This window comes from Kitasatospora sp. NPDC059812 (assembly GCF_042732075.1).
In the GTDB taxonomy this organism is placed as follows: Bacteria; Actinomycetota; Actinomycetes; order Streptomycetales; family Streptomycetaceae; genus Kitasatospora.
The window spans coordinates 1-13,300 of the sequence record NZ_JBHWIO010000140.1 but is presented as its reverse complement, the minus strand read 5'-3'; the positions used below and the strand labels follow the sequence as shown (position 1 = coordinate 13,300).

The 13,300-nt window shown below is 72.2% G+C and carries 10 protein-coding genes; 7 read left to right on the top strand and 3 right to left on the bottom strand.

The genetic code is table 11. From position 1 onward, the window contains the following. The coding region (locus ACFV6D_RS37440) for an AraC family ligand binding domain-containing protein (protein ID WP_380563184.1) at positions 1-675 on the bottom strand (675 nt) is incomplete at its 3' end. Next, positions 672-1,460, bottom strand: a complete 789-nt coding sequence (locus ACFV6D_RS37435) for a phytanoyl-CoA dioxygenase family protein (protein WP_063345905.1) — start codon at positions 1,458-1,460, stop codon at positions 672-674. The genes ACFV6D_RS37440 and ACFV6D_RS37435, both read right to left, overlap by 4 nt. A 272-nt stretch (positions 1,461-1,732) precedes the next feature. Between ACFV6D_RS37435 and ACFV6D_RS37430 the strand changes: the two genes are divergently transcribed. Continuing rightward, the gene (locus ACFV6D_RS37430; protein WP_380563182.1) at positions 1,733-3,292 is read left to right on the top strand and encodes a purple acid phosphatase family protein; all 1,560 of its coding nucleotides are present in this window, start codon (positions 1,733-1,735) and stop codon (positions 3,290-3,292) included. Between the two features lie 101 nt (positions 3,293-3,393). Here the strand turns inward: ACFV6D_RS37430 and ACFV6D_RS37425 are convergent, their stop codons facing one another. After that, entirely contained in the window at positions 3,394-5,451 is a 2,058-nt protein-coding gene (locus tag ACFV6D_RS37425; protein ID WP_380563180.1) for a glycogen debranching N-terminal domain-containing protein, read from the bottom strand. A gap of 166 nt (positions 5,452-5,617) precedes the next feature. Here ACFV6D_RS37425 and ACFV6D_RS37420 point away from each other — a divergent pair, with 166 nt between their 5' ends. The 6 genes from ACFV6D_RS37420 (at position 5,618) to ACFV6D_RS37395 (ending at position 13,199) form a co-directional block, all read left to right on the top strand. Continuing rightward, positions 5,618-6,652 carry a LacI family DNA-binding transcriptional regulator gene (locus ACFV6D_RS37420; RefSeq protein WP_063345908.1) on the top strand — a complete coding sequence of 345 codons (1,035 nt, stop codon included), beginning with the start codon at positions 5,618-5,620 and terminating at the stop codon, positions 6,650-6,652. A gap of 62 nt (positions 6,653-6,714) precedes the next feature. Next, positions 6,715-7,968, top strand: a complete 1,254-nt coding sequence (locus tag ACFV6D_RS37415; protein WP_380563178.1) for an extracellular solute-binding protein — start codon at positions 6,715-6,717, stop codon at positions 7,966-7,968. Further along, positions 7,958-9,034 (top strand): carbohydrate ABC transporter permease, encoded by a 1,077-nt coding sequence (locus ACFV6D_RS37410; protein WP_063345910.1) that lies wholly within the window; start codon positions 7,958-7,960, stop codon positions 9,032-9,034. Before ACFV6D_RS37415 ends, ACFV6D_RS37410 begins: the two co-directional genes overlap by 11 nt. Further along, the gene (locus ACFV6D_RS37405; protein WP_208869026.1) at positions 9,021-9,917 is read left to right on the top strand and encodes a carbohydrate ABC transporter permease; all 897 of its coding nucleotides are present in this window, start codon (positions 9,021-9,023) and stop codon (positions 9,915-9,917) included. Before ACFV6D_RS37410 ends, ACFV6D_RS37405 begins: the two co-directional genes overlap by 14 nt. Positions 9,918-9,987: 70 nt before the next feature. Then, positions 9,988-11,784, top strand: coding sequence for a glycoside hydrolase family 15 protein (locus ACFV6D_RS37400; RefSeq protein WP_380563186.1), 1,797 nt, complete (start codon positions 9,988-9,990; stop codon positions 11,782-11,784). A 176-nt stretch (positions 11,785-11,960) separates the two neighbouring features. Next, positions 11,961-13,199 (top strand): hypothetical protein, encoded by a 1,239-nt coding sequence (locus ACFV6D_RS37395; RefSeq protein WP_380563176.1) that lies wholly within the window; start codon positions 11,961-11,963, stop codon positions 13,197-13,199. The last annotated feature ends 101 nt before the right edge of the window (positions 13,200-13,300 follow it).

Genomic DNA, 13,300 nt, shown 5'->3' with positions numbered 1-13,300 from the left:
GGGTGACGAACACCTGGGTGCTGGGCGGGGAGTAGCGGGGGGGGGTGTTGATCCGCACGGGGGCGGGGGGGGTGGGGGCCCCGCCCCCCCCGCCGGCGGGGCGGGCGCGCGGCGGGGGGCGGGCAGGTCGGCGACGACGCGGGCGCAGGTGAGGACCAGCGCGGGGCCGAGGGCGGCCAGCAGGTCGGGGCTGGCCGGCCCCGGAGCCGCAGCCTCTTCGGCGAGTGTCGCCAACAGCCGGGGAAGCGGGGTTCCGGCGGCCGGGACGACCCGGCGCGGGCCGGCCGCGAGGGCGTCGAGCAGGGCGGCGGTCTCCGGGGAGCCGGGCCCGGCGGCCCCGCGCGGACCGCGTTCGGGGACCATCGTCCAGGACCAGAAGACGATGCCGAGCGGGTCCCGGGCGTCGGTGGTGATCTCGTGGACCTCGCCGGGGCGGGCCAGGAACAGCTCGCCGGCTCCGACCGGGTGCTCCAGCGCGCCGATCCGGAACGTCCCGCGCCCGGCGTAGGCGTAGCAGAACTCGAAGTAGGAGTGGCTGTGCCAGTAGTTGCGCCATGGCTCGGGCGGGTAGAACCCCCAGTCCACGAACTCGACCCGTCGTCCGGCGAGGGTGGTGCCCAGCCGCACGGAGTTGAGCAGGGGCAGGGCGGCGCCCGCCCGGGCCAGTTCGGTCATCTCGGCTCGCCCGCCCCGTCCGTCCTGCGCGCGGTGGGGTCGACGCCCCGCAGCATCATGCCCTGACCGAGGGACCAGGTGTGATCGTCCGTGGTGGGCCGGTCCGCAGGGTCCCGGAACTGTACCAGCCAGGTGGTGCGGGCCTGGTCGGAGGTGTTCAGCCCCGAACCGTGCACGGTGAGGTAGCCGAAGAACAGGACGTCGCCGGCCTCCGCCGGGCACGGCCGGGCGTCCTGGAGCCGCCAGGTGTCGGGCGGCAGGTGCCAGCTGCCGTCCTCGACGTGCGGCAGCGGGCCCTGCTGGTGGCTGCCGGGGACGGCCCTGATGCAGCCCTTCTCCTCCGGGGCGTCGTCGAAGTGGAAGACCGCGGCCGCGACGGTGTGCCGGGCGTGCGGGAAGAACGGGTGGTCCTGGTGCAGGGGGAAGGGGGAGCCGGTCTCCGGAGGCTTGATGAACATCTTCGTGTGGTGCAACTGGAGGTTGGGCCCGCCGAGCAGTGCGGCCGCGACGTCCGTGAACCTGGGGTCGACCAGCAGCCGGGCGAAGGCCGCCGAGTGGAACTGCGCGTCGTGGGCGTGCTTGAGGGCCGTGCGCCCGGCGGACGCACCCGCGACGGTGCGCGCGCTGGCCCAGGTCGGGTCGGCGTCGGAGTCGAGGCGGGCGGCCAGGGCGTGGCACTCCTCCCGCATCGCCGCCGCCTCCTGTCGGCTGATCAGGTTCTTGACGAGGAGGAAGCCGTTCTCGTGGTAGGCGGCGAGGTCGTCGGGGCTGAGGGGTTCGTTCATGGCCTCGACCGTAGGCGTGGGGACCGGGCCGGGCCGAGGGGCGATACGGACGGCCCGGTGGGTAATCCGGACATCGGCCCGCGCGTTCAAGTCCCTCCCGCTGGGCTGCGGCCGAGCAGGCGGGGGTGCTCCCGAGGCCGGGAGCGCCCCGCCTCGATGTCCGGGCACCGTCGCCTCGATGTCCTGGCACCCCCAACTGGCGTATGGCGCAGCCGAATCCGTTCGCGTCCGCCCTCTTGTCAAAGGTTAGTGATGTTTCCTAACTTAATGTCATGTCCGAGACCTCACGGCACTCCCGGCGCGACCTCCTGCGAGTGAGCGCGGCGGGCGGTGCCGCCTTCGCCGCGGGCAGCCTCCTGCTGCCCGGCGCCGCCCAGGCCGCCCCCCGCCCGACCGCCCTCGACACCCCGACCCTCCCCTCACCCCGCAGCGACCAGACCGCCGGGTCCGCGCTGCGCCCCTTCGGCCGGCACCTGGCCTTCGGGGCCGATCCCTCCCAACAGGTCGTCGTCTCCTGGCAGGTGCCGGGCGCGGTGACCGCCCCCTTCGTCCGGATCGGCCTCCAGCCCGGCGACTTCGGCTCCCCGATCGCCGCCGAGGTCCGCACCCTGGTCAGCAAGCTGTCCTGGCAGCACCCGGTCGAGGACCAGCCCCTGGTCAAGCCCACCACCGTCACCCAGTACTACCTGCACGCGCAGGTCGACCAGCTGATCCCCGACACCACGTACTACTACGTCGTCGGCCACCAGGGCTACGACCCCGCGGGGCAGCGCGCCCGGCTCGGCGACGTGGCGAGCTTCCGCACCGCGCCCGCCCCCGGCCGCGGCGCCGGGTTCACCTTCACGGCCTTCGGCGACCAGGGCATCGGGTACAACGCGGCCGCCACCGCCAACCTGATCGCCGGCCTCGACCCCGCCTTCCACCTCCACATGGGCGACCTCTCGTACGCCAACAGCGGCGGCAGCGGCAAGACCAGCGACCCCTACGACGCCCGTCTGTGGGACTCCTTCTTCGTGCAGAACGACCCCGTCGCCTCCCGGACCCCGTGGATGATGGCGATCGGCAACCACGAGATGGAGGCCTGGTACGGGGCCGACGGCTACGGGGGCGTCCGCGCCCGGTTCACGATGCCCGACAACGCCTGGGCCCAGTCCACCGGCATCTACTCCTGGCGCTGCCAGAACGTCGGCCTGATCAGCCTCGACGGCAACGACATCTGCTACAACACCGCAGCCAACCTGAACTACACCAAGGGCAAGCAGAAGAAGTGGCTGGAGAGCCGGCTCGCCGCGCTCCGCGCCGACACCACCATCGACTTCGTCGTCGTCTACCTGCACCAGTGCACGTACTCCACCTGCCACGACAACGGGGCCGAACTCGGCGCGCAGCAGGACTGGGCCCCGCTGTTCGACAAGTACCAGGTGGACCTGGTGCTCAGCGGGCACAACCACGTCTACGAGCGGACCGACCCCATCCGTTCCGGCAAGCCCACCCGCAAGGTCGCCTCCGGCGACACCGTCAATCCGCTGAAGGACGGCACGACGTACATCGTCGCGGGCGGCGGTGGCGGCGGGGTCTACTCCTTCCCCGTCGCCGACACCTACCTCGGGCACGAGACGAAGAACGACTCCCCCGTCCCGATGGTGGTCGCCGATCCGAGCGGCCACAACCAGACCGTCAAGGTCACCTGGTCCAGGGTCCGTTACACCGGTTACTGCCTGGTGGCGGTCGACGTGACGCCCGCCGCCGCCGGCAAGCCGGCCCGCATGGCGGTGCGCTCGATCACCGAGGACGGCACCGCCGTGGACCAGTTCACCGTGCAGCGCGGCTGACCCGGCCCGGCGCCCGCGCCCGGACGGCCCGCGCCTACGCCCGGACGGCCCGCTCCCCGCCGACCGGGCCGGGCGCGGCCGCCGGGCCGGCGGGGTGCGCGTCAGTGCTCCGTGGTGACGGTGAAGCCCTGCGGGGCGCGCAGGTCGACGGCTCCGGTGTGGTCGGTGGACACCTCGATCGGCAGGCCCGCCACCGTCAGGCCGGTGAACGTCAGCGACTCGTAGCCGGCCGGGAGTTGGGCCCGCACCCGGAGCCGCCGGTTGGGGGCGTCGGCCTCCAGGCCGAGCAGTGCCTGCACCACATGGACGGAGGCGGCGGCGGCCCAGGCCTGCGGGCGGCAGGAGGCCGGGTAGGGGACGGGGCGGGCGAACTCGGCGCGCGGGTGGCCGCCGAAGAGTTCGGGCAGGCGGTGGTCGAAGGCCGCCGCCGCGCGGACCAGGCCGGCGGCCAGCGGCGCGGCGGCGTCGTGCAGCCCGGCGCGGGAGAGGCCCTGGACGGCGATGGCGCTGTCGTGCGGCCAGACCGAACCAGTGTGGTAACCGAGCGGGTTGAAGCCGGCCGCGGCGGCGTCCAGGGTGCGCAGCCCGAAGCCGCTGTCCATGCCGGGGGCGGTGAGCCGGCCGGCGACCAGGGCGCTCTCCTGCGGGTCGAGCAGGCCGGTGCCAAGCAGGTGGCCCATGTTGGAGGCGATCGAGTCGACCTGGTGCTTGCCGCCGTCGAGGGCGACCACCGGGTACGGGCCGTGCGCGTCCTCGGTCCAGAACCGGTCGCGGAAGCGCAGCCGCAGCTCCTCCGCCCACTGCCGCCAGCGGTCGGCGCCGGGCCGGCCGAAGGCCTCCAGCAGGTCGGCCGAGGCGACGGCGGCCTCGTAGGCGTAGGCCTGGACCTCGCTGAGCGCGATGGGGGCGTCGGCGATCCGGCCGTCGCGGAAGCGGATGCTGTCGGAGGAGTCCTTCCAGCCCTGGTTGGAGAGCCCCTTGCCGGAGCTGTCGACGTACTCCAGGAAGCCGTCGCCGTCCGCGTCGGCGTGGTCGGCCAGCCAGGCGAGGGCGGCCTCGGCGTGCGGCAGCAGGTCCTCGACCTGGTCCTCGGGCATGCCCCAGCGCCAGGCGTCGTGCAGGAGGGTGAGCCACAGCGGGGTGGCGTCGGCCGTGCCGAAGTAGCAGGGCGGCAGGTGGGAGCCGTTGTCGAGGTGCTGCTCGTCGCGGCGGACCTCGTGGAGGATCTTGCCGGGCTGCTCCTCGGTGGCCGGGTCGAGGGCGCGGCCCTGGCGGCGGGCCAGGGTGCGCAGCGTGCCGGCGGCGAGTTCGGTGCCGAGCGGGAGCATCATCCGGGCCGCCCAGAGGGAGTCGCGGCCGAACAGGGTGAGGAACCAGGGGGCCCCGGCGCCGAGGAAGTGGTCGCCGGGCTCCAGCGGGTCGGTGAGCAGGAGGCCGCGCAGGTCGTGGTGGGAGCGGGCGATCCAGTGCGCGAGGTGGTGGTCACGGCCGGTGATCCCGGGGGTGCGCCACGGGGCGACGTCGGCGGCCGGGGCGGGGAAGAGGTCGCCGTCGCGGTGCTCGGCGGTGCACTCCAGGACGGCCTGCCAGCTCTGGCCGGGGGCGAGTTCGAGGTCGAAGCCCAGGGTGCCGGTGTCGGCGGCGAGGTGGTCGGGCGCCGGCTCGACGGTGAGGGCGGCGCTGAGCGGGCCCTCGCTCCAGCGCAGGCCGTTCGGGCCGGCGGTGGGCGTGCGGGCCTGGGTGGCGCGGCCGGCCTTGACGCTGTCCATCGCGGCGAAGTCGCTCTCCGCGCGTACGTCCAGGCGCAGGCGGGCGGTGAGGTCGCCCGCGTTGCGGACGGTGTAGCGCTCGACGAGGCGGCCGGGGTGCAGCTCCCGGCGGCGTTCCAGGGTGACGGCCGGGTCGGGGGTGAGTTCGGCGATGCCGCGCAACACGGTGACGAAGGTGGTGCGTCCGTCCTCGCCGAGCACGGTGGCGACGGGGGTGTTGGGGACCGCGGCGACGCCGGCCTCCAGGCGGGAGAGGATCCGGCGGTCCCCGTGGTAGAAGCCGTCCGCGCCTTCGCCGATCCGCCCGTCCGGGCGCGAGGCACAGAAGCTCGGGGCGGCCACGGAGAGCTGGGCGTCGTGCAGGAACGGCTGCAGGGCGATCGCTGACATGGTCTCTTCATCCTCGTTTTGGGGCTTGACAGTTGCTTCCACTCGGGCGCAACCTTTCTGCCATTGGAGCGTTCCAAGACATTAACCCCCCTGGTGGGGAAGATGGAACCCCGTATTGGAACGCTCCAAGATCTTGTCAATGAAGACAGAACCTAGGATCGCCGTCATGCATGCACACTCATCGCCCCGGCCCAGGACAGGGTCCGCCGCGACCCTGGAAATGGTCGCCGCCCGGGCCGGCGTGGGCCGTCAGACGGTGTCCAACGCGATCAACTCGCCCGAGCTGCTGCGCCCGCAGACGCTGGAGCGGGTCCAGCGCGCGATCGACGAGCTCGGCTACCGCCCGCACCGGGCCGCGCAGGCGCTCAAGACCAGGGCCAGCCGGCTGATCGGCTACGGCATCCGCTCCAGCAGCACCGGCGTCCCGACCCCGGTCCTGGACCAGTTCCTGCACTCCCTCTCCGAAGCCGCCGACCAGGCCGGCTACCGGGTGGTGCTGTTCGCCGTCGCCCCCGGGGACGACGAACTCACCAGCTACCAGCAACTGCTCGACGAGCACGGCGCGGACGGCTTCGTCCTCAGCAGCACCGACCGCGGCGACCGCCGCCAGGGCTGGCTGCACGAACGCGGCGTCCCGTACGTCGCCTTCGGCCGCACCTGGTCCGGCCGGGACGTCGGCGACTGGGTCGACGTCGACGGCTCCGCCGGGACTTCGGCCGCCGTCCGGCACCTGGCCGGGCTCGGCCACCGCAAGATCGGCTTCCTCGGCTGGCCGAAGGGCTCCGGCGTCGGCGACGACCGCGCCCGCGGCTGGCAGAGCGCGATGCGCGAACTGGGCCTGCCCACCCGGGGCCGCCGGGCCGAGAGCCCGGACGACCGGACGAGCGCCACCGAGGCCGCCGAACGGCTGCTCGCGACCGGCGCGACCGCGGTGGTGACCGCCAGCGACACCCTGGCGCTCGGCTGGTACCAGGCGCTGCGCCGCGACGGCCGCACCCCCGGCCCGGACGCGGCCGTCATCGGCTTCGACGACTCGCCGATCGCCCCCCTGCTGTTCCCGTCGCTGTCCAGCCTCGCCCAACCGCTCGACGCGGTCGGCCGCGAGTGCATGCGGCTGCTGCTGGAACGCCTCGGCGACCACCAGCGGCCGACCGAACACGTGCTCCTGGAACCGGAGCTGGTCCTGCGCGAAAGCGTCTGACCGCCACTCCCCCGAAACCATCTCCGCCCACTCCCCCACCCACCCTCGCAAGGAGATCCCGCATGGCCACCTCCCGCACCCTCGCCGCGGCAGCCGTCTGCGCGGCCGTCACCCTCGGCGCCGTCACCGGCTGCTCCTCCTCCGGCGGCTTCGGCGACTCACCGGCCAAGCAGTCCTCCGGCGGCAACCAGAGCCTGACGGTGCTGATCGCCACCTCCGGCGAGGCCGAGACGGCCGCGGTCAAGGCCGCCACGGCCGACTGGGCCAAGAAGACCGGCAACACCGTCACCGTGCAGATCGCCAGCGACATCAACCAGCAGCTCGGCCAGGCCTTCGCCGGCGGCAACCCGCCGGACCTCTTCTACGTCAACTCCGACCAGTTCGCGAACTACGCCAAGGGCGGCTCGCTGTACGCCTACGGCGACCAGATCCCGGACGCCGCCGACTTCTCCGAGCCGCTGCGCAAGGCCTTCAGCTACGACGGCAAGCTCACCTGCCTGCCCAAGGACACCTCCACCCTGGGCCTGGCGATCAACACCACGCTGTGGCAGCAGGCCGGCCTGACCGAGGCCGACTACCCGACCAGCTGGCAGCAGCTCTCCGACGACGCCGCCAAGCTCACCAAGGACGGCGTGACCGGCCTGGTGACCGCCCCCGACTACCAGCGGCTCGGCGCCCTGCTGAAGGAGGCCGGCGGCTGGATCACCAACCCCGAGCAGACCGCGATGACCGCCGACAACCCGGCCAACAAGCAGGCGCTGGAGTACGTGCAGTCGATGATGAAGGCCGGCTCGGCCAAGTACGTCGCCGAGGTGGACGCCGGCTGGGGCGGCGAGGCGCTCGGCAAGGGCAAGGCCGCGATGACCATCGAGGGCAACTGGCTCAAGGGCGCGATGGCCAAGGACTACCCGAACGTCCAGTACAAGGTGCTCCCGCTGCCCGCCGGCCCGGCCGGCCCCGGCACCCTCGCCTTCAGCAACTGCTGGGGCATCGCCGCCAAGAGCCAGCACCAGGCGGCCGGGGTCGACCTGGTCAAGCACCTCGCCTCCACCGACCAGCAGCTGGAGTTCGCCCAGGCCTTCGGCGTGATGCCCTCGCGCACCAGCGCGCTGAGCGCCTACGCCCAGAAGTACCCCGAGTCCAAGGCCTGGGTCGACGGCGTCGCCAACGCCCAGGCGCCGGTCACCATCGCCGGGTTCACCAAGGTGCTCACCCAGTTCAACACCGACCTCCAGTCGCTGAAGACGGGCGACCCGGCGGCCATCCTGGCCACCCTCCAGCGCAACGGCGAGCAGGCCATCAAGAATGCCAAGTAACAGCTCCACCGGCACGATACGCCGGCGCGGCCTGCGCGAGGGAGCATGGGGCTGGCTGTTCGCCGGCCCCATGGTCCTGGTCCTCGGCCTCTTCATGGTCCTGCCGATCGGGATGGCCCTGTGGGTCAGCCTGCTGCACTGGGACGGCCAGTCCAACCCGTTCAGCGGCAGTGCGGACTTCATCGGCCTGGACAACTACCGCCGGCTGTTCGCCGAGGACGGCCTGGACCGCACGCTGTTCGCCACCTCGATGCGCAACACGCTGTACTACGTCCTGCTGACGGTGCCGCTGCAGACGGTGCTGGCGCTGCTGCTCGCCATCCTGGTCAACCAGCGGATGCTGCGCGGCCGGGGCGCCCTGCGCACGGTGTTCTACTTCCCGTCCGTCACCAGCTCGATCGCGATCTCGACGGTCTTCCTGTTCCTCTTCCAGGGCAGCGGCGCCGTCAACCGGATGCTGGGCTGGCTCGGGGTCAAGGGGCCGAACTGGTTCGCCGACCCGCGCGGGGTGATCTGGCTGGTGCTCGGCTGGTTCGGCCTGGACCAGCCCGCCCCGGGCACCGGCGGCCCGCTCGGGCTGTCCTGGTCGGAGTGGTTCGCCGGGCCCTCGGTCGCGATGTGCACGCTGATCCTGATGGCGGTGTGGACCACCTCCGGCACCTTCATGCTGATCTTCCTCGCCGCCCTCCAGGACATCCCGCGCGAACTGGAGGAGGCCGCCGCGCTCGACGGCGTCAACCGCCGCCAGCTGCTGCGCCACGTCACCCTGCCCGCGCTGCGGCCCGTCCTGTTCCTGGTGCTGACCCTCGGCCTGATCTCCACCTGGCAGGTCTTCGACCAGGTGTACGTGATGGGCAAGGGCGCGCCCGGCAACACCACCCTCACGCCCGCCTACCTGTCCTACTCGGCCGGCTTCGACAACGCCGACTTCGGGCAGGGCGCCGCCATCGCGTTCGTCCTGCTCGGCCTGATCCTGCTGCTCACCGCCGTCCAGCGGTGGGTCCTGCGGGAGCGGGACGGCAAGCCGCGCCGCAGCCCGAAGGGAGCCCGCCGTGCCGCACGCTGACCGCAAGCCCGCCGTGGACAAGCCGATCCTCGGCCGCTTCCCCCGGCCGCTGCGGATCCTCGGGTACGCCGTCCTGCTCGGCTTCGCGCTGCTCTACCTGCTGCCGTTCCTGCTCCAGCTGGTGAACAGCTTCAAGACCGACCCGGACGCGGCCGCCCACCCGATGTCGGTGCTGCCCGACGGCGGCACCCTGGCCTCCTACCGGCGGCTGTTCGGCCTGGCGGAGGGCGTCGAGAACATCCCGTTCCTGCGCTGGCTGGGCAACAGCGTGGTGGTGACCGTCCTGGTGACGGCCGGCCGGGTGCTGTTCGACTCGATGGCGGGCTACGCGCTGGCCCGGATCAGGTTCCCCGGCCGCCGACTGCTGTTCGCCTTCGTGCTGGCCGTGATGGCGGTGCCGGGCGTGGTGCTGCTGATCCCGAAGTTCCTGGTGCTGAAGAGCTTCGGCATGTTCGACAGCTACAGCGGCATGATCCTGCCGCTGCTGGTCGACGCCGCCGGGATCTTCATCATGAAGCAGTTCTTCGAGTCGGTGCCGCGCGAGATCGAGGAGGCGGCGCGGATCGACGGCGCCGGGACGTTCCGGATCTTCTGGTCCGTCGTCCTGCCGATGTCCCGGCCCTCGCTGATCACGCTCACCGTGCTCTCCTTCCAGGGCTCCTGGAACGAGTTCACGCACTTCCTGGTCTCCACCCAGTCCAGCGAGCACGACACCCTCACCACCGGTCTGGCGCACTTCGTCTCCGGCGGCCTCGGCTCCGGGACGCAGTACCCGCTCAAGCTGGCGGCGGCGCTGGTCTCCACCCTCCCGGTGGCGATCCTGTTCTTCTGCTTCCAGCGCCACTTCGTGCGCGGCGCCAACTCGGGCTCGCTCAAGGAGTGAGCCCTGCCCGGCCCGGCCTGTACACCCCCCCTCTGCCGAACCTTCCTATGAACCCTTCTTGGAGAACCACGTGCCCGCCCGCATCGAGGACTACGCGCTGATCGGCGACATGCAGACCGCCGCCCTGGTCGGCAGGGACGGCGCCGTCGACTGGCTGTGCCTGCCCCGCTTCGACTCCCCGGCCGTCTTCGCCGGCCTGCTGGGCACGGACGAGCACGGCTTCTGGCGGATCGCCCCCGGTGACGCCCCGTCCGCCCACCGGCGGCGCTACCGGGGCGACTCGCTGATCCTGGAACAGGAGTGGGACACCGCCGGGGGCACCGTCCGGGTGATCGACTTCATGCCGCCGCGCGGCACGGCGGCCCCACAGCTGATCCGGATCGTCGAGGGCGTGTCCGGCACCGTCCGGATGCGCTCGGCCCTGCGGATGCGGTTCTCGTACGGGCGCATCGTGCCCTGGGTGCACCGGGTCGAGCAGGCCGGAGGCGGCCACCGCACCGTCGCCGTGGCCGGGCCCGACTCGGTGTGGCTGGACGGCGAGTCCGAGACCTACGGCCGCGACCTGACCACCTACGCCGACTTCACCGTCACCGCCGGCGAGCGGATCGCCTTCGCGCTGACCTGGCAGGCCTCCCACCTCGGCGCCCCCGACCGGCCGGACGCCGAGCAGGCACTCGCCGCCACCGAGGAGTTCTGGCACGACTGGGCCGCCCAGTGCACCTACCAGGGCCCCTACCGCGAGGCGGTGATCCGCTCCCTGATCACCCTCAAGGGCCTCACCTACGCCCCCACCGGCGGCATCGTCGCCGCCCCCACCACCTCACTGCCCGAGGACATCGGCGGCGTCCGCAACTGGGACTACCGCTACACCTGGCTACGCGACGCCACCATCACGCTCTCCTCGCTGCTGCGCACCGGCTACCGCGACGAGGCCAAGGCCTGGCGCGAGTGGCTGCTGCGCGCCGTCGCCGGCGACCCGGAGAACCTCCAGATCATGTACGGCATCGCCGGCGAACGGGAGCTGGTGGAGACCGAACTCGACTGGCTGCCCGGCTACGAGGGCTCCCGCCCCGTCCGGATCGGCAACGGCGCCGCCGACCAGCTGCAACTCGACGTCTACGGCGAGGTCGTCGAGGCCCTGCACCTCGCCCAGCACACCGGCCTGGCCCGCAACGACCACGCCCACCTGCTGCAACTGCGGCTCATCTCCTGGCTGGAGGAGCACTGGCAGGAGCCGGACGAGGGCATCTGGGAGGTCCGCGGCCCGCGCCGGCACTTCGTCCACTCCAAGGTGATGGCCTGGGTCGCCGTCGACCGGACGGTCCAACTGCTGGAGCAGGCCGACTGCGAGGGACCGCTGGAGCGCTGGCGCGCCCTGCGCGACACCATCCACGAGGACGTCTGCACCCACGGCTACGACCCGGAGCGCAACACCTTCACCCAGTCCTACGGCTCGCGGGAACTCGACGCCTCGCTGCTGCTCATTCCCCAGGTCGGCTTCCTGCCGCCGGACGACAAGCGCGTCATCGGCACCGTCGAGGCGATCCAGCGCGAACTGTCCACCGAGGACGGCTTCGTGCTGCGCTACCCCACGAGCGGCGGGGTGGACGGCCTGCCGGGCGACGAAGGCGCCTTCCTGGCCTGCTCGTTCTGGCTGGCCGACGCCCTGGCGATGATCGGCCGGACGGACGAGGCGCACCAGCTGTTCGACAAGCTGCTGTCCATCCGCAACGACCTCGGGCTCCTGGCGGAGGAGTGGGACCCGCGGCTCAAGCGCCAGGTCGGCAACTTCCCGCAGGCCTTCAGCCACGTCCCGCTGATCGACACCGCACTGCGCCTCGGCCGGGGCTGCGCCGGTCCGAAATAATCGGCCACCCCCTTGTTGATGATGTGATCAAATGTGTAAGCACTGTGGCGCCTGACGCCACCGGGGAGGGACCGGTCTGACCATGTGGTCAGACCCCGCCATACAGGAGACGTACCATCAACACCGCCATTCGCCGGGCCGCGCGCGGAACCGTTCCCGTCGCCGTCACCGCATCCGTGCTCGCCGCCGGCCTGGCCGCCTGCGGCACCGTCGAGCAGCTGTCCGCCGCGCAGAAGGTGTCCAAGGCCTTCACCAAGGTCGGCGAGGGCAAGGCCGCCGGCCTCACGTTCTCCGTGGACGCCACTCCCGAGCAAATCATCGCCTTCGGTGCGGCCACCGGCGACAAGGTCGACCCGAAGAGCGCCGACGCCGTGTCCGGGCTGAACTTCTCCGTCGCGGTGTCCGCCGACAAGCCGCTGAAGGACCTCGACACCTTCAAGAACGCACAAAGCAACGGCGCCGACAAGGACCTGACGCTCGACAAGTCGGTGCGCCTGTCCTACGTGCTCTCCGACCGGAAGGGCACCGCGCTGCTGGAGTACCGCCAGGTCGACGCCAAGGCGTTCCTGCGGGCCGACGCCAAGGGCCTGGTGAAGCTGGTCGGCGAGGACCCGTCGCAGGTCGACGCCATCAGCAGCGACCTGCCCGCCGAACTGAAGCCGGTCAAGGACGTGCTGGCCGGCAAGTGGGTCTCCTTCGACCTGCAGAAGCTCGCCGACGACACCAAGAAGTTCGACGGCGCCAAGGCCACCCCGAGCACCCCGAGCGGACAGCCCTCGCTGGACCCGGAGTCCGCCAAGCAGCTGACCAACTCCCTCAAGGACGTGCTGTCCCGCACCGTCACCTTCGAGGACAAGGGCAAGAAGGACGGCGCCGAGCACATCTGGATGAGCGCCCCGGGCCGCCAGCTGGCCGACGAACTGCTGAAGGCCGTCAAGCCGCTGGCCGCCAAGTTCCCCCAGCAGTTCGGGAAGCTCCCCACCTCCGTCCCGAGCACCGTGCGCGAGGACAAGGTCGGCGCCGACCTCTACCTGAAGGACGGCAAGCTCTCCGCCGCCACCTTCGACCTCGCCCAGCTGGAGGCGAAGGCCGCACCGGGCGTCAACTTCCCGGTGAAGCTCGCCTTCAACCGGAACGCCCCGACCGTCGAGGCCCCCGCCGACGCCGTCACGCTGACCAGCGACGACATCCAGAGCACGATGCTCACCCTCCTCACCTCCGGCGCCACCAGCGGAGGCAAGGGCGGCACCGCCCCGGGCACCCCGGGCACCCCGGCGCTCACCCCCGGCAAGCCGCTGACCCCCGCCCAGGCCGAGGAGTTGAAGGCCCTCGGCCTGCCCCTGGCGCAGCAGGAGATGTTCAGCAAGCTCGGCATGGGCTACGAGGACATGAAGAGCCTCGCCCAGGAGGGCTGATCCCCGGCTCTCCCCCACGGGGGGGGGGGCGCCCCCCCGCCCCCCCCCCCCGGCCCCCCGCGCGGCCGCGAGACCCCGCTGAGACGCGCCCGCGCGCGCCC